At 61.7% G+C, this 17,046-nt stretch carries 9 protein-coding genes; 5 read left to right on the top strand and 4 right to left on the bottom strand.

Translation table 11 applies throughout. The annotated features are described in order from the left end of the window. Nucleotides 1–271 precede the first annotated feature (271 nt). The 3 genes from DXC99_RS07730 to DXC99_RS07720 are packed head-to-tail and all read right to left on the bottom strand — an operon-like array spanning nucleotide 272 to nucleotide 3,511. Complete coding sequence (locus tag DXC99_RS07730; protein WP_117583697.1) at nucleotides 272–985, bottom strand: DUF6580 family putative transport protein; 714 nt, start codon at nucleotides 983–985, stop codon at nucleotides 272–274. A gap of 4 nt (nucleotides 986–989) precedes the next feature. Next, complete coding sequence (locus DXC99_RS07725) at nucleotides 990–2,633, bottom strand: ABC transporter ATP-binding protein (RefSeq protein WP_117583698.1); 1,644 nt, start codon at nucleotides 2,631–2,633, stop codon at nucleotides 990–992. Continuing rightward, complete coding sequence (locus DXC99_RS07720) at nucleotides 2,633–3,511, bottom strand: energy-coupling factor transporter transmembrane component T (protein WP_117629815.1); 879 nt, start codon at nucleotides 3,509–3,511, stop codon at nucleotides 2,633–2,635. Before DXC99_RS07720 ends, DXC99_RS07725 begins: the two co-directional genes overlap by 1 nt. Nucleotides 3,512–3,717: 206 nt before the next feature. On the opposite strand from DXC99_RS07720, the gene glmU reads away from it, so the two are divergent. From glmU to gltA, 5 genes are all read left to right on the top strand, one after another. Then, nucleotides 3,718–5,130, top strand: coding sequence for a bifunctional UDP-N-acetylglucosamine diphosphorylase/glucosamine-1-phosphate N-acetyltransferase GlmU (gene glmU, locus DXC99_RS07715; protein WP_117583699.1), 1,413 nt, complete (start codon nucleotides 3,718–3,720; stop codon nucleotides 5,128–5,130). Between the two features lie 192 nt (nucleotides 5,131–5,322). After that, nucleotides 5,323–6,309 (top strand): ribose-phosphate pyrophosphokinase, encoded by a 987-nt coding sequence (locus DXC99_RS07710; RefSeq protein WP_089573682.1) that lies wholly within the window; start codon nucleotides 5,323–5,325, stop codon nucleotides 6,307–6,309. Nucleotides 6,310–6,532: 223 nt separating this feature from the next. Beyond that, a complete protein-coding gene (pth, locus tag DXC99_RS07705; RefSeq protein WP_199408893.1) occupies nucleotides 6,533–7,162 on the top strand; it encodes an aminoacyl-tRNA hydrolase in 630 nt (209 codons plus the stop codon). A gap of 361 nt (nucleotides 7,163–7,523) precedes the next feature. After that, nucleotides 7,524–8,363: a sulfide/dihydroorotate dehydrogenase-like FAD/NAD-binding protein gene (locus DXC99_RS07700; RefSeq protein ID WP_117629804.1), complete on the top strand. Its 840-nt coding sequence runs from the start codon at nucleotides 7,524–7,526 to the stop codon at nucleotides 8,361–8,363. Next, nucleotides 8,354–9,763 (top strand): NADPH-dependent glutamate synthase, encoded by a 1,410-nt coding sequence (gene gltA, locus DXC99_RS07695; RefSeq protein ID WP_117583700.1) that lies wholly within the window; start codon nucleotides 8,354–8,356, stop codon nucleotides 9,761–9,763. Before DXC99_RS07700 ends, gltA begins: the two co-directional genes overlap by 10 nt. A 406-nt stretch (nucleotides 9,764–10,169) precedes the next feature. Here the strand turns inward: gltA and DXC99_RS07690 are convergent, their stop codons facing one another. Beyond that, entirely contained in the window at nucleotides 10,170–16,790 is a 6,621-nt protein-coding gene (locus tag DXC99_RS07690; RefSeq protein WP_117629803.1) for a leucine-rich repeat protein, read from the bottom strand. Nucleotides 16,791–17,046: the final 256 nt, after the last annotated feature.

Genomic DNA, 17,046 nt, shown 5'->3' with positions numbered 1-17,046 from the left:
CTGGAGACGGAAGAAAACGGATCAATTTGGCTCTTGAGGGTCACGACGCCCGTCATATCAGCCGGCCATTCCAAAACTATGCCAGTTTACGGGGCTAAATCGCGAACCCCCAACCATACGCAATTCCGAAATAATAAAACCGCAGGTAAACGGCTTGCTCTATTTCAAAAATAGCCGGCATGGTCTGCTTGTGCCAATCTGGCCCCGTAAACCGGCATAGTTTTAAAATGGCACTTCGGCAGTATTGATTCCCGCCCCGGCGCAACCAGCCCTACAGTCCGTACTTCACGACGACTCGGTTGATGCGGCGACACCAAGGCTTGTACAGGGCGACCAAAAACACGCAGGTCGCAAGGCCGTGCGTGATATCGAACGGTACGGCGGTGGCAAGACGCGCCATGGCACCCGCCCACGTGAGCGGTTGAACAAAACCGATAATGTCGTAGGCGTTGATCACAACGCCGTACAGCAAACCCGAAGCAAAGCCGTAGGTCAGCAGCGCCGGCATACGCACGGTGCCATCGGCGCGATCAAAAGCGCCGGCATGCGCCAGCGCACCGCCAACGTATCCCACGAGCCCCCAAGCATACATCTGCCACGGCGTCCACATGCCCTGTCCAAAAGAGAAATTGCTGGTCAGCGCCGCCAGCGCGCCAACCATAAAACCATTGCGGCGGCCAAGCGTCGCCCCCGCGATAATGGCGATGGCACTCACGGGTTTAAAGTCGGGAATGGGGCCAAACAAGATGCGCCCCGCCGCGGCCAACGCCGCCAGAACCAGCGTTGGCATAATCTGGCGCAGGCCCGGTCGCGACGCCTCGTAGCCTGCAAAGAACAGCGCAAGCACCAGCGCCACCACGACAAGCATGGCGAGCGCCGCCTGCTCGACGCCCGCCAGCAACGCCGCAGCCATCACGGCTGGCACCGCCAGCAGCAGCGGTATCTCCTGTTTTGCGAGTAGGCGCACGATGCGATAATCCGCCATCCCATCACGCCCTATAAAACACGTTGTCGGCAAAGAAGTCGGCCGGGGGCTCCACGCAGGCAATCTCGCCGTCAAACATCATGGCGACGTCGTCGGCGACCTGCTCGGCAAAGTCCAAATCGTGCGTAGCCATGATGACGGTGCCGCCAGCCTTCGCATGGTCACGCAGGGCGCGGGCGATGATGCGGCGGCTCTCCAGGTCCAAGCCCTTCGTGGGCTCGTCAAGCAGCAGCAGCTCGGGGCCAATCAGCAGCAGCTTTGCCAGCGCGAGCAGCTGGCGCTGTCCGCCCGAGAGGTCGTAGGGGTGACGCGTCTCCAGGCCGTCCAATCCCAGTTGCGCCGCACGCTCCCGCGCCAAGTTCTCGTCATATCCGCAGGTCAAGGCCCATTCCATCAGCTCATCGTGAACCGTCTCGGCAACCAGCAATGCTTTGGGGTTCTGAGGCAGCAGCGCCGCCGAGGCCGCTCCGCGCACCATGCGGCCGCGCTGCAGCTTGGCGGTCTTCGCCAGCACCGAGAGCATCGTCGACTTACCGCATCCGTTGCCGCCCACGATCGCATGCACCGCACCGGCCGAAAACGCCACGTCGAGCCCGCGCAGCACCCAACCGCCCGCGCGATCGTAGCGAAACCAGCTCCCTGCCAGGGTGGTAGCCGACCCGCCGTGCATTTTTTGGAGTATTCTGCTCCCATCCGTGCGCGGGAAGGCTTCCGAGCCGTTCTCGAGCGACGTTTGCGCCACAAATTCGGACGATTTGTCCAATTCCGAACTTTTTTTCGCGCTCGATACGTCCCCGGGCGGCTCCAGAGAGCCCAAATTGTCCTCACGCCTGCTGAATACTCCGTTTTTTGCACATCGGACGGCACCCCACCCCAACATGTCATCGGAAAACAGCGATTCTCGGCGTCCCAAAGAAGCCATATCTGCCACCTCGCGCACGCGACCGTCCTCAATCCGGTACGCACACGTCGCGTATTCGAGCATTGGGCGCGGCTGATGCGTCGCCACAACAACCGTGCAGCCCAGCTCGCGATTCACGCGAAACAGCGCGTGCAGGAAATTCTTCTCGGCAACGGAATCGAGCTGAGACGTGGGCTCGTCGAGCAGCAGCACGCGCGGGCGCAGCGCCAGAACGGCCGCCAACGACAGCAACTGTTTGCGACCACCCGAAAGCGTGTCAGTATCGCGGTGAAGCCAATCTTCCAGCCCAAAGAAATAGCTGGTCTCAGCTACGCGACGGCGCATCTCATCACGTGCTAGCCCCAAGTTTTCCAGGCCAAACGCCATCTCGTGCCACACGGTTTCGCACACGATCTGGTTCTCGGGATCCTGAAACACGTAGCCCACGCGCTCCGCCGATGCCTGCACGTCCATGTCGGCAACGTTCTCGCCCAGCACGCTCAGTTCGCCAGTGCGCTCGCCCGCCGGAGCGATCTCGGGCTTGAGCAGCGACAGCAGCGTCGACTTACCCGATCCGGTACCGCCAACAAGCAGCGCAAATGCACCTTGGGGAACACGCCAATCAAGCCCCTCGAGCACCGGTGCCTCGGCCCCGGGATAGGCAAAACTAAGGCCCTGCACCTCAATCGCCGGAATATCCGGGCCGCACGCCGCGCCCGACACCGGGCCCCTATCCAACCGAGCCATCAGCCAAACCTCTTCTCATCGATCGCATGCAGCACGCAGGGCAGCACCATCCAGGCAGCGTACACGACATAGCCCAGCCACGGCGCGGGCACCGAAAGCTGCGGGTAAAACGAATACTGCGTCGTCGCGGTCCATGCCACCGCCACCGCGGCGGCACCAAACACTGCAAGTCCAACCAGCGCGGCAACATCGCCGCGCCTCAGCCGATACCGCGCATACGTCGTACGGCGCGACGCAGCACCCCACCCGCGAGAGCGCATCGCGTCCGCGCGCTCAAGCGAATCTTCCATGCCCCAGCCCATCAGCACGCTCGATGCCCGCAGGCACGAGCGCACGGGGTCAGCCGGCGCGCGTCCCGGTACATCAATCGCGTCCTGCACCGCCAGCACCGTGCGGCCGCGGCGCAAAAACTGTGGGATAAGCCGCATGCACATCGAGATCATGAGCGCGATCACCGGCGCGGCGTTGCCCAAAAGCGCAAGCACCTTGTCGTAGCCAAGCATCGACGCCGCGGCCTCAAACCACAGCACGCTCGCCACAAACAGCCCACCCACGCACAGGCCGTACATCATGCTCTCCAGATACACCGCGCGCATGCCAATATGGAAAAGCTCGGTCGAGCCCGATGCGCTAAACAGCGGGTTGACCAGTGCAATGATCAAAATCACCGGCAGCTGCCAGCGAAGCGCGCCCAACGTGCGGGCAGCCCCGCGCGTCGCAAATCCATACGCCAACCCGCCCGCGAGCGACAGCGCGATCAGCACCGGTTGCATCGAGAACATGGTGAGCCCCAACGTCAGCACCATGTAGAGTGCCGGCACCGCCGGATGCGACATCGAGAATGCCGCGACGGGCTCGTTGCCCGATTCCTCTCGCATGATATCCACGGGCACCCCCGTCCCCTCGCTCAAACGACAACGCCGCAGCGCCTCCGCCATACACAACCAGCGCAAACGCCGCACCGCCGGCCCAAGCATCAGCTGCCGCAAACCAATCGTTACGCGCTCATCATATGCCTGCGGTATCATATTGCGCCGTGTATCGTTTCCAAACACACGTCTCTAATAACGTAACAGGAGATCACATGGACGCAACCGCAATTATCCTCGCCGCCGGCGAGGGCACCCGCATGAAGTCGAACCACTGCAAGGTTTCGCACAAGATCCTGGGCAAGCCCATGGTTCAGTGGATCGTCGACGCCACCATCAAGGCCGGCTGCAGCCGCGTCGTGGTCGTCATCGGCAGCCACGCCGACGAGATGCGCGCCCTCATCGATGGCGCCTACGCCAACAGCGCCACCAAGGTCGAGTGCGTCGAGCAGACCGAGCGCCTGGGCACCGGCCATGCCGTCAAGGTCGCGCTCGAGGCCTGCGGCATCACGCAAGGCCCCGTCGTCGTGCTCAACGGCGACCTGCCGCTCATCACCGCCGACACCGTCGCCAAGTTCGCACAGACCGTCGCCACCGGCGAGCTCGCCTGCACCGTCATGACCATGACCCCGCCCGATCCTTTTGGCTACGGCCGCATCAAGCTGGGTGCCGATGGTCAGATCGAGCGCATCATCGAGCAGAAGGACTGCACGCCCGAGCAGGCCGCCACGCTGCTGGAGTGCAACGCCGGCTGCTACGCCTTCGACGGCGCGCAGCTCGCCGCCCACATCAACGAGATCGGCAACGACAACGCGCAGTCCGAGTACTATCTGCCCGACATGCTCGAAATCCTCAAGGGTCACGGCCAGGCAGCCTCCATCTTCCACTGCGACGACTACCGCGACGGCCTGGGCGTCAACAGCCGCATCCAGCTCGCACAGCTCACCGCCATCGCGCGCGACCGCATCAACGAGCACTGGATGGCCGAGGGCGTTACCTTCATCGACCCCACGCAGGCTTGGATCGGCCCCGATGCCGTTATCGGCCGCGATACCGTCGTGTGGCCGCAGACGCACCTGATCGGCCACGTCACCGTGGGCGAGGAGTGCCAGCTCGGCCCCAACAGCCGCCTCACCGACACCACCGTCGGCAGCGGCTGCGTCATCGACGAGACCATCGCCATCGAGGCCGTCATCGAGAACGGCGTCGACTGCGGCCCGCGCGCCTACCTGCGCCCGGGCACCCACATGCTCGACGGATCCAAGGCCGGCACGCACGTGGAGATCAAGAAGTCCACGATCGGCGAGGGCTCAAAGGTGCCGCACCTGTCCTACATCGGCGACACCACCATGGGCTCCGGCGTCAACGTGGGCGCGGGCTCCATCACCTGCAACTACGATGGCGTGCACAAGCACAAGACCGTCATCGGCAAGGACGCCTTCATTGGCTCCGACACCATGATGGTCGCGCCCGCCCAGATCGGCGACGGCGCGCTCGTGGCCGCTGGCTCCGTCATCACCGAGCCGGTCCCGGCAGACGCGCTCGGTCTGGGCCGCGCCCGTCAGGTAAATATTGAGGGCTGGGCCGCCGATTACCGCCGCCGCCTGCACGAGGACGACGAGGTATAACGTTTTACCAAGCACAAAAGGAGCTGCTCCATGGGGGCGGCTCCTTTTTCTATCGTGACCTGCGCAACCGGATGAGTGGTCGGTTCGTGTCCGTTGGCGGTAAAGACGTTATCAGGACCCGATAAACCCCGCCGCGCGGTTACAATGCAACAAGGCATCTATATGGCATTCGATGTATAAAGGAGAAGGGTAATGCCGATTAATGATCCCGAGAAGTCGGAGAATATGCGCAAGTCCATCCGCGTGTATTCCGGTTCCTCCAACCGTCCCCTCGCTCAGAAGATTGCTGAGTACCTTGGGGTCGAGCTTTCGGGCCTTACGCTAAAGCAGTTCGCCAATGGTGAGATTTACGCCCGCTACGACGAGACCGTCCGCGGCGCCGACGTCTTCCTGATTCAGTCCGTGGCCGGCGGCAACGTCAACGACATGCTCATGGAGCTGCTCATCGCCACCGACGCTGCCAAGCGCGCATCCGCCCGCTCCATCACCGCCGTCATCACCCACTACGGCTATGCCCGCCAGGACCGCAAGGCCGGCCCGCGCGAGCCCATCACCGCCCGCCTCGTCGCCAACCTGCTCGAGCGCGCCGGCGTCAACCGCATTATCACCCTCGACCTGCACCAGGGCCAGATCCAGGGCTTCTTCGATATCCCGGTTAACCACCTGTCCGCACTGCCGCTGTTTGGCCAGTACTACAACGACATGCACTTCGACACCGACAACCTGGTTGTCGTCTCCCCCGACGTGGGTCGCGCCAAGGCCGCCAAGAAGCTGTCCGACATGCTCGGCTGCGACCTGGCCATCGCCCACAAGGGCCGTCCGCGCCACAACGCCGCCGAGGTCATGGGCATCATCGGTGACATCAAGGGCAAGACCTGCATCATCAACGACGACATGATCGACACCGCTGGCACCCTGTGCGCCAACGTCAAGGAGCTCAAGGCTATGGGCGCCGGTGACATCTACGTCTGCGCCACCCACGGCATCTTCTCCGGTCCGGCCATCGAGCGCCTGAACGATGCCCCCATCGTCGAGTGCGTCGTCACCGACGCCATCCCCGTCGAGGTCGGCGGCAAGATCAAGACTATCTCGGTCGCCGAGGAGTTCGCTCAGGCCATCTCCGCCGTTTACCACGAGGAGCCCGTCTCCACGCTCGTCGGCGGCGACTTCGCGCTGTAGTCGCATCGTCCTTGCAACCCGGCGCATCGCCGTCGGAACAGAAGAAACCCCCGCGCTCCCCCTTGCTTCGCAAAGGTCGCGCGGGGGTTTCTTCTGTTCCGACGGCTCGCTCTGCCGCGGCCACGCTTTTGTCTGGTGGGATTTCGCTGAAACGAAGTCTCGCCTTCGGCGGGCGTGGTAGCCTTTGTCGTTGATTGAACTATTTACGTAACGGAGGACAAACATGGCAGCTGCACAGCCGCTTAAGATTCGCATGGTTGCCGGACTTGGCAATCCAGGCGAGGAATATGCCGAGACCCGCCACAACGCCGGCTTTAAGGCGATCGACGAGCTGGCCCGTCAGGCCGGTATCACGTATTGGAAAAACCAGGCAGGCGCCGAGGTCGCGCTCATCAATATCAACGATGCCGAGGAAGAGGGCGGCAAGCGCCAAATTGTGCTGGTCAAGCCGCAGTCGTACATGAACACCTCGGGCGGCCCCATCTCCAAGCTCTGCCGCGAGTACAAGATCAAGGCCGAGGAGCTGCTCGTCATCCACGACGAGCTCGATATTCCCGCCGGCGACGTGCGTGTTAAGGTGGGCGGTGGCCATGCTGGCCACAACGGCCTGCGCTCCATCATCGACAAGATGGGCAGCCGCGACTTTAGCCGCATCCGCACCGGCATCGGCAACCCTCCCGGCAAGATGGCTGTCGCCGACTACGTGCTCAAGCAGCTGCGCGCCCGCGAGGCCGAGGATTTCCAGGACACCTGCGCCCGCGCGGCCGACGCCGCCGGCCTGGCGATCGTGCACGGCGTGGTCTATGCCCGCGACCACGTCAACGGCGCCGCCTCCGCCAACGGCAAGCACTAAAACCTACCATTTAGGGACAGGTTTATTTTGGCAGGTTTTATGTGCGGAAACGCCGCAACGGCCGCATCGCAATTAACTCTGCGCCGCCATGCATATGCAATGTCCCAGAGGGGGTCGGCCTCACCAAAGCGCGAGGCCGACCCCCTTTGCCGTTTTGCCTGATAAAACCTACCAAAATAAACCTGTCCCTTTTTGGCAGGTCACTTTTCCCAACCGCCGAAGACACACGTAAACAGCATGTCCATGAGGGTATAATTTGCACCGTATGTCTGCACAACGCCTGTGCGCGTACGGTTTTATTCGGGCTGCCGTCCATTTCCGTGGAGGCACGGTTCGGCCGCCCTAACAAGAGAGGGGTTCTATGTATAAGATCCTGGAGAAGACGCAGTTCTCTGAGAAGGTGTTCAAGTTCCGCATCGAGGCGCCCGCTATCGCCAAGCATGCGCACGCTGGACAGTTCCTCATGGTTCGCGCCAACGAGACGGGCGAGCGTGTCCCGTTTACCCTGGCCGGCTGGAACGGTGACGAGGGCTGGGTCGAGTTCATCTTCATGGTGATCGGCAAGACCACCGAGATGCTTTCCACCTACGAGGCCGGCGAGTCGCTGCGCGACGTCGTGGGCCCGCTGGGCGTTCCCACCGAGATGGCCGAGGGCCCCTGCGCCGTCATTGGCGGCGGCGTCGGCCTGGCAATTGCCTTCCCGGTCGCCAAGCACCTGGTCGAGACCGGTCACGAGGTGCACGCCATCATGGGCGCTCGCACCAAGGACCTCCTGCTCATGGAGGACCAGTTCCGCGAGCTCCTCGACGAGGGCCACATCCACATCACCACCGACGACGGCTCCTACGGCGAGCAGGGCGTTGTCACCGCTCCGCTGGAGCGCCTGCTGCAGGACAAGGCCGTGAGCCAGGTCTTCTGCGTCGGCCCCGTTCCGATGATGAAGTTCTCGACCCTCACCGCCCAGAAGTACGACACCCCCATCACCGCGTCGCTCAACCCCATCATGGTTGACGGCACCGGTATGTGCGGCTGCTGCCGCGTCGAGGTGGGCGGCGTGACCAAGTTTGCTTGCGTCGACGGCCCCGACTTCGATGCCACCCTGGTCGACTGGGATGACCTTCGTGCCCGCCAGGCCGCTTACCGTTCCGAAGAGGGCGAGTCCCTCAAGGCCTATGAGGAAAAGAGCTGCGCATGCCACTAGTTAACGGTCGTTTCGTTGCCGATATGAAGTCGCCCCGCACCCCCGATAACGAGGAGCCGGCTGCCGAGCGCGCCTGCGACTTCCGCCCCGTCGACAAGGGCTTCACCGAGGAGATGGCGCTGGCCGAGGCTGAGCGCTGCCTCAACTGCAAGAAGCCGTTCTGTGTCGAGGGCTGCCCCGTCAACATCAACATCCCCCGCTTTATCGAGCAGATCCGCGCGAAGGACTTCGGCGGCGCTCTCGATACCATCCGCGAGGACTCCATGCTTCCCGCCATCTGCGGCCGCGTCTGCCCGCAGGAGAACCAGTGCGAGGGCAAGTGCATCCGTGGTAAGAAGTCCGAGCCCGTGGCCATCGGCCAGCTCGAGCGCTTCCTGGGTGACCGCCCCGAGCTCGCCTCCACCCCCAAGATGGCTCCCAAGAACGGCAAGAAGGTCGCCGTCGTCGGCTCCGGCCCGTCCGGCATCACCTGCGCCGGCGAGCTCGCCCGCAACGGCTTTGACGTCACCGTCTTCGAGGCCTTCTTCACCGGCGGCGGCGTGCTGGTCTACGGCATCCCCGAGTTCCGTCTGCCCAAGGCAGTCGTCAAGCGCGAGATTGACGGCCTGGAGGACATGGGCGTCAAGTTTGAGTACAACTCCGTCGTGGGCAACATGGCCACGGCCGAGGAGCTGTTCGATCAGGGCTTCGACGCCATCTACGTGGCAACCGGCGCTGGCCTGCCCAAGTTCCTCAACGTCCCCGGCGAGAACCTGCCCAACGTCTTCTTCGCGAACGAGTACCTCACCCGCGTGAACCTGATGAAGGCCAACAAGTTCCCCGAGTACGACACCCCCACCAAGCACGGCAAGAACGTCGTCGTCTTTGGTGGCGGCAACGTGGCTATGGACGCCGTCCGTACCGCCAAGCGTCTGGGCGCCGAGCACGCCATCATCGCCTACCGTCGTACCGAGGACGAGATGCCCTGCCGTCGCGCCGAGCTGCACCACGCCAAGGCCGAGGGCGTCGAGGTTCTGCCGCTCGTTTCCCCGCTCGAGTTTGTCGCTGGCGAGGATGGCTCCGTGTGCGCCGTCAAGGTCCAGAAGATGGAGCTCGGCGAGCCTGACGAGTCCGGCCGTCGTCGCCCGGTGCCCATCGAGGGTGCCATCGAGGAGATTCCATGCGACGTCGCGATCTCGGCCATCGGCACCAACGCCAACCCCTTCGCAAAGAAGATCGGCGGCAAGATGGAGCTCAACAAGTGGGGCTACATCGTTGCCGACGAGGAGACCGGCCAGACCACCGATCCCCGCATCTGGGCTGGCGGCGACATCGTCACCGGTGCCGCTACGGTCATTCTGGCGATGGGCGCCGGCAAGAAGGCCGCTGCTTCCATCACCAAGAGCCTGCTGGGCGAGTAATCACCCACAGCGCTAGCCATCAAACGGCAAAGTCCCCGTCGAGCACACGCCCGGCGGGGACTTTTTCTATGCCGACCGCCCAAACCACCACGATGGGGACAGGCACCTTTGTGGTGGTTGGGGACTTGGCCGGCGAACCAATTCCGACGTTTGTCTCAATCTGTAACAGCCAGACCCTGTTGAGCCTCGTAGTTGTTGCAGATCAAGATATTGTGCGAACGTCCGCCCGTTCATCTCGATCTGTAACAGTTAGAGGCCAAATATCCCGCTTGGTGTTACAAATCGAGACATTAGGCTGACGGCCGGACCGTTCATCTAAATCTGTAACACCTAGAGCCATTTTTACTGGCCTGGTGTTACAGATTTAGATTTTGACGAAGCCGAGGATAGGTGCTGCCACCAAAACCTAGCGCTTGCGACGCTTGGTTGCAGCAATGCCGGCCACGGCTACGGTTGCGCCGGCGATGCCCAGAGCGGCGACCGTCATCGCGGCGGAGTCACCCGTGCTGGCGAGCTCCGTGCCGCCGGACTTCTTACCGTTCTTGCCCTTACCCTTGGACTTGTCCGTCGTCACTGTGGTCGTCGTCGAAGTCGAACCACCCGCAGGAGCCCCGGTACCGCCAGAGCCATCCGCACCGCCACCCTGCTCACCGCCGCCAAGCGTCGGCTTGGGTTCCGGCTTGGGTTCGGGCTCCGGCTCGGGATCGGGCGTCGCCTCATCGGTCACCGTAATCGTAATGTTCAAGCGCTCCGAATACTCGCTATACGACATGCCGGGACGCTGCGCCGCAATGCGCACATACATATTGCTATCGAGCGCAATAGGCTCGGTGTACTTTACGCGGCCTTCGTCACGGCAGGGGCAGGTGTCGTTGGTGGTGTACCAAATCGTCGTGCCGTCCTCGGCTGAAAGCTCCAGCTTCGTGCCCTTGGGCACCGTAATGTAGTTCTCCTTGGGCGACCATGCACCAAACGTCGTCGCACCAATCGTCGCCACCGGTCGCGCCGGTCGCACTGCCTCGGCAGACACGCGCACGTCGACCTGCTTGGACAGCGCCGTGCCGTCCACCGCCGCCGTCAACGTCGTCAAACCGGGCAGAGCACCATGCAGCACAAACGTCGCCGCGCCGTCCTCGCCCGTCACGGCTTGGGTGGCATCGACAGAGCAGATAGCCGAGGACTCCAGCCCAACACTAACCTTGGCGCCCGCAAACGGCTTGCCCGCCTTATCGGTCACGTGTGCCACCAGCTCAAAGTCGCCGCCCTCAAGCATGATCACAGCTTGTTCCACGTTGAGCTTGAGCTTGTCGGCACGAACGCCCACGACAAGCTCGCCACTTGCCCAGCGCGCCATGGCCTTGCCGGCGTAGTTGCGAGCACCGTCGAGCTCAAACGACACCGTCGAGCCCGCCTCACGCGCATCGGCATAGCGAATGCGCAGCACGCGCGACAACGGCTTGCCATTGGGATCGTCCTGCTTGTCGAGCCACGTATACGTCACGTCGCCCAAGCCCTGCGCGCACAATGCGACCAGGGCATCGTCGCTCGCATCCATATACTGCGTAAACTCAACCTCGACGCAATCGGTATAGGCATGGGCCGAAGCCACCTCGGGCGCCGCCGTCGACACCAAGCCAATGTTCACCTCGGTCTGAATCGGCGGCACGCGCAGCCAAGCCGAACGCGCCTCCTCATACCCGTCCTTGGTCACGCGCACCTGATACCATCCGGTCGGCGTATTCCAGTTGTATGCACCGTCCGCACCCGTTGCAAGCGGATTGTCCTGCTCATACTCCTCGGCATCCCAACGCACTGCATTGGTACCGGCGGCATCGTCGGCGCTCCACAGCTCAACCGTTGCGCCCTCGACCGTATTGGACAACAGGCCCTCGTACACCACGCCCGCAGGGTCGGGTGCAGCCTTGGCAGCCACATTGCGATAACGCGCCTCGAAGATCGACTGCATCTTCTCGTCCGAGATCAAGCCGTCCTTGTTGGCCTTGTAGACCTCGGCATCGGTCAGCTCACCCCAGTTGACCGTAATACGATTCTGGCACGCGCGCTCCACCTGCTCACAGGCGACATCGTAGGCGCACTCGGCATTGGTCAGCTTAATCGCGCGCTCCGAGCCCACACTCGTCGAAGCCGCGTCATAGGCAGCGCCCACCACGGTACCCGCCGAACCGGCCGTCAGCACGCCGGCGATTGTCATAATGGAGCCCACCGCCACATCGGTGCTATCGTGGCAGAGCTGGCGATACAGCAGATCCTCAAACGCACGCGCCTTCTCCATGGCGTCGCGCAGCGCGTAAATGCACTTCCAGTCGTCCTCGGTCTTCTCGGGCTTGGCAAGCAAGCGCGTATGCTGAAGCTCATAGCCCTCGCGCTCGCCCTTCACCTTCTGCATACGGACGTTCACGTTCTCCCAGTTCTTGCTGGCATCGTTCACGCCGTAAATGCCGGTAAAGATGCCGATGCCCTGGGTCGCCGCGGGAAACGCCTGGCCGGCCGCCTTCCACGCATCGGTCTTAAAGACCTGGCCGAACATCTCACACTCGATCTTGTAGCTTTTGAGCGAACGGATCGTGCGGATGAGCTTCATGTGGGCGCTGACGTCACCGTTGCGCTTCCAAGCCATAAGCCAACCGCGAATCGTAGAGTTATTGAGGCTGTGGACTACGTTCCAGTTATCGTACAGATTGTCCAAAATGTCGCATTGCATGGCGATTGAGTTAAACAGCAGCGCCTGGTTCTTGTTGTTATTGGAGTTCTCGATAAACTCCGACTCAATGTAAGCGGTCTCGTCGCCATCGGGCGCGGCGACCTTAAAGCCCTTGACGGTATCGTCGTCAGCCGCCTTGTAGCTCAGCGAGCTGCCGAGCGCCTGGCCCAAATCGTTAAACCCGCTCGTCGACTGGCCGTTGTACTCGCTGGCCTTAATGCCCGCACACTTGTTGAGCGCCGCAGCGGTTGCGTCATTCCAGCTTCCGTATTGGTTGAGCTGGCCGATACCCATCGACTGGCCCACCAGATCCTCGGCCTGCTGGGCAATAAACTCCGCTCGCGACGCATGGTCGACAAGTTCCTTGATGGCCGCCGCATCCGCAGCGCTTGCACCCTGAGCCGACGCGAGTTCCTGGTACCAATCCTCACCGGTGCCGTACGCGTCCTCAAAGATCATCTTGTCCACGTTGACGCCATAGCTGTCGCCCTGCTTGGTCAGCAGCGCCGACGAGCCGCCAACCGCAACCTTAAGCTCGGCGGCAAACTGCGCGGCCTCGTCGTTGCCAGCATCATCACCCTCGCCGTCGCTGGCGGCGGGGGCGCGACGAGCCTTGCGGGCAGCTCCACCTTGGGCTTCGTCCTCTTTACCGCCCTTCTCTTCCTCGGCAAGCGCATCGGCGACCATCTGGTCAATCGCATCGTTAAAGGCCTCGTCGACATCGTTAAAAGAGTTATCCATCATATACTCGTGCCACTGCTGCACGGCATTCGAGAACTCCTGCTGGCGCTCCTCGGCCGCGGCGGAATGCTTTTTGGCCGAAGCGTTGGCGTCAAAACTCAGCATGGTCATAAGCTGAGCATTGGAGATGCGGTAGGTCTGCGGCATAAAGATCTGCTCAAAGTTTCCGCAGTTCACATAGGTCGAGTCATTCGCCTTGTTAAACTCGTCGAGCAGCTTAAGGTAACCCTCGTCCACATACTCCGCCACATAGCGCACACGGGTGCCCTCGCGCGACTTTTGAGTCAGAGGAATCGTCACCGTCTTGCCATCCACGCAGTCCACGTACAGGTCGAGCGTGTCGGCGGCCTCTTCGTTTCCCACCTCAAGCGTGATGTCAAAGGTCCAGTAGGCGTTCTTCTTTTGTGGCAGATGATGGAAGGTCCACAGGCTCTTGCCGGTGTCCTTGCCGTCCTTGACCAGGTTTTGCGTACCGCCACGATACGTCACATCAAAGTTCCAGACCGAAGCACCCGGAACATAGCGCACATAATTGCGAGCCGTTACCTCGGCAGCAGCGGCGGCAACATCGGTCGAGCCCACGCGCGCCTCGAGCGTCACGCGCTCGGCGGCAAGCGTATCCTGCGGCAGCTCGTATTCAATCTTGGCACGGCCGAGTTTATTGGTCTTGCCGGTGTACTTTGCAGCCGACGAGCCCGTCCCCACGGTGAGCTGCACGCTCTTGCCCGGCGCCGCATAAACGTAGGCCACATTGCCCAGCAGGCTGTGAACGTCGGTGTTGTCGACCTCGATGCGCGATCCGCTAACCTCGAGTGTGGTGCTTCCCAGCGGCAATGTCACCTCGCCCAGCGTAATAAGCGGCGAGATGGCATAGATGCCTGCGGCCTTAGGCTTAAAGCGCACAAACACATCGGCGCCCATGCCCTTCTTCATATTGAGAACGAGGTTATCGCCCTTCCACGTCGCGTCAGTCCACCATGTATGGGAGCTATCGCCGGGGTCGCGAGAGCCAGCGGACACATCCTCGACGGCATCCTTGGCCAGCGGAATCTCAATCTTGGCAGCCTGGCTGTCCTTGAGCTCGTAATGAATGCGCAGCTCGGTCTCCACGCCAACGACCGCGGACGAATCAGCGATAACCGAGCCCGCCGTCAGCCCACGCTCGGCACGATACGTCTCCACGTCAAACGTGGGGACGTCGAGCGTCACGTCGAGCTGTTTGCCGTCCTCAATCTTCACCTGCTTTTGCGCGATATGCTTACCCACGGTCAGCCCTAGGCGGCTAAACGTGGAATAGCTCGTCGCTTGGATGTCGTAGCTCGTCTTGTTAAAGGCAACGATGGTGTAAGAACCGGCCTTAAGGCGCGGCGTCTCGGCCTTCATGATAGGCGTGGTGCCATCGTCTTCGTAACCCATCAGACAGGTGACACCGTCGGCAACTAGCTTGCCGTCGGACGTACGGAACACCAGCACGCGGTTGGCGCCCTGGTAGTCGCCCTTGGTCGTGACTGTCGCCGTACCCCAGGGCTTCAAGTCGATATCGACCTTGCCGGCCGAAGGCTTCACCGTCGCCGTCGCCCCACCCAGCCTGAGGCTGTCTTTGGGCTCGAGCGTTATCTCCAGATCCTGGTCCGCGTCGGCAATGGCCTGCGACACCACAAGTGCTGTGCCCTGGATACGGAAGTCGTTTTCTTTGTCACCCTTGGCAGGCTTAAGCGTCTTGCCGCCGCTCTTCACCGTCAGATCGATCTTATCGAGACTATCGAGCTCAATGCGTTCGGTCTTATCCTGGCCCACAATCGGTTCAAGATAGCCCACGTTGAGCTCAATCGCGCGCGAGGCCGGAATCTTGGTAAAGTCCTCCGCCTTAATCTCTCCGATATTCCATGTGCCCGTCATCTGGTCGCCCGGGCGCGCCAGCACCATGTCATAGTAACCGCTGAGCGAAATGCGCAGGGTGGCTGCTGTCTTGGAGAGAGCGTCCGCTGTAAAGCTGCCGTCATCGCCAACCGCCAGCGGCGTGGACTGCCCCGCCTGCACGAGTGTAGCCGTCGCGCTCTGGGGAAGTTTGCTCGTCACCTGGGCCGCCTCGCCCATCCACTCAAACGTGTAAGCAGGCTTCGAGGAATCGACGGAGTCCTTGCGATCGGCCACGGCATCGGCAAGCTTTTTGACCATCGAGGGGTTGCCAGCCGAATCGGTCGCATAGGCATAGATGGTCTGGCCTTCACTAAAGGGAATCGCATACGTTACGCCATCGATTGTCACGCGCTCATTATAGTCGCCCGGATAGCCCGCCTCACCAAACCGAAGATCGGGGTTCATCACGCGCAGGGCAACGGCATTATGGTTCGTCTCGTTTCCGTATCTCGTGTTCTCAAAAGCTCCCCACTCTATCATTTCCACGCTTTTGGGTAGCACAATCTCTTTGCCGGCAATCGCAGGATCAAGAGAGGCGAACGCGTGCGCTCCGATATATTTAACGCCGTCGCCGATCGTCACCGACGACACAAAGGAGCACCCGTCAAAGGCATTGCGCTCAATCCGCTCCACCGTGCCCGGCACATTGATCTGCGTAAAGGTGAGCACTGTTGTGTCCGAGACATAGAACTGTGGCACGCCGCAATAGGCGAATGCAAGATAGTCGATAGTTTTGACCGAAGGCGGCAGCGTTGCCACCACCTTGTCGTCAAGTTGTTCACATTCCTTAAAGGCCTGCTCGGGAATCGTGGTAAAGGCCGCGTTGTTGGGCCAGGTTACCGTTTGGAGCGTCTTGCTTTTGTAGAATGCATAGCTCTTGAGCTCCTCGACCGAATCGGGCAGTGCGATCTCTTTGATGCTGCTGCCGCCCAAGCCTCCAACCGAGCGGACATGCGAATTAGGGGCGAAGGTAATCGATGTGAGCGCAGCGCTTCCCATACCCGTAAGGCTTACGACATTTTTGTCGTCGATGGTCGAGGGCACCTCCAACGTGGTAATGCCCGCGTCGCCATACTCGATAGAAATTTCGTTGGTGAGGCTATCAATCGAGAAGTAGTACTGCGCGGGGGTCTGCTCGCCGGCCACGTAGCCATCGTCGTATTCGTCCTTTACGCCCGTGGCGCCCTTCGAGGTTGCCCAGAGTTCAAGTTCCTCGTTCCAGGTCGCCTCGGTGCCGGAAGCCTCCTCTTGCTTTTGCTGCTCGGCGAGCTCCTTGCCCTCGACAAGATCGGTGGCAAGCGTACCCGCAGGTGTGCTCTCGGTCTGTCCGGCGCCCGTCAGGCCCGCCGCCGATGCAATCTCGGAGTCCGGGGGCGCAGGGGCGTCACCGGTATCGAGCACTGTGGGGTCGGCAGCGCCGGCATCGGGCGCGGGGTCGGCGGAAGCAGAGTCTGACATTTGGGCGTCAGCCGAATCGGCGGGAGCAGCGTTGGCTGCTTGGCCGTTATCCGTCTGCACAAAAGTGCCGTCGGTGGTGAGGGTCTCGGCAAACGCGCCCGCGGGCAACGAACCCGTCACCATGGTGAGGGTCACAGCGGCAACGGTCAGGCAGCGGCAAAGCGCTCGAACAGTGGTCCACCTCATGGTCGTTCCTTTCCTGCAAACCAAAAGTTATCCAGCGTAATCGTCGTCCAAAAACAAAGCGAACGGTAGGTTCATATATACGAACCTACCGTTCTACCTGCGCAAACCACCACAAAAGGGACAGGCGCCTTTGTGGCGGTTCTGGACTTGGCCGGCCAGTTTGTCTCGATCTGCAACAGTTAGAGGTCAAATTCCCCGCTTGGTGTTACAGATCGAGACATTAGATTGGCGGCCATTCGGTTCATCTCAATCTGTA

This window comes from Collinsella sp. TF10-11AT, assembly GCF_003437565.1.
Lineage (GTDB): Bacteria > Actinomycetota > Coriobacteriia > Coriobacteriales > Coriobacteriaceae > Collinsella.
The sequence above is the reverse complement of the archived record's forward strand: the minus strand, read 5'-3'. Positions and strand labels throughout refer to the sequence as shown.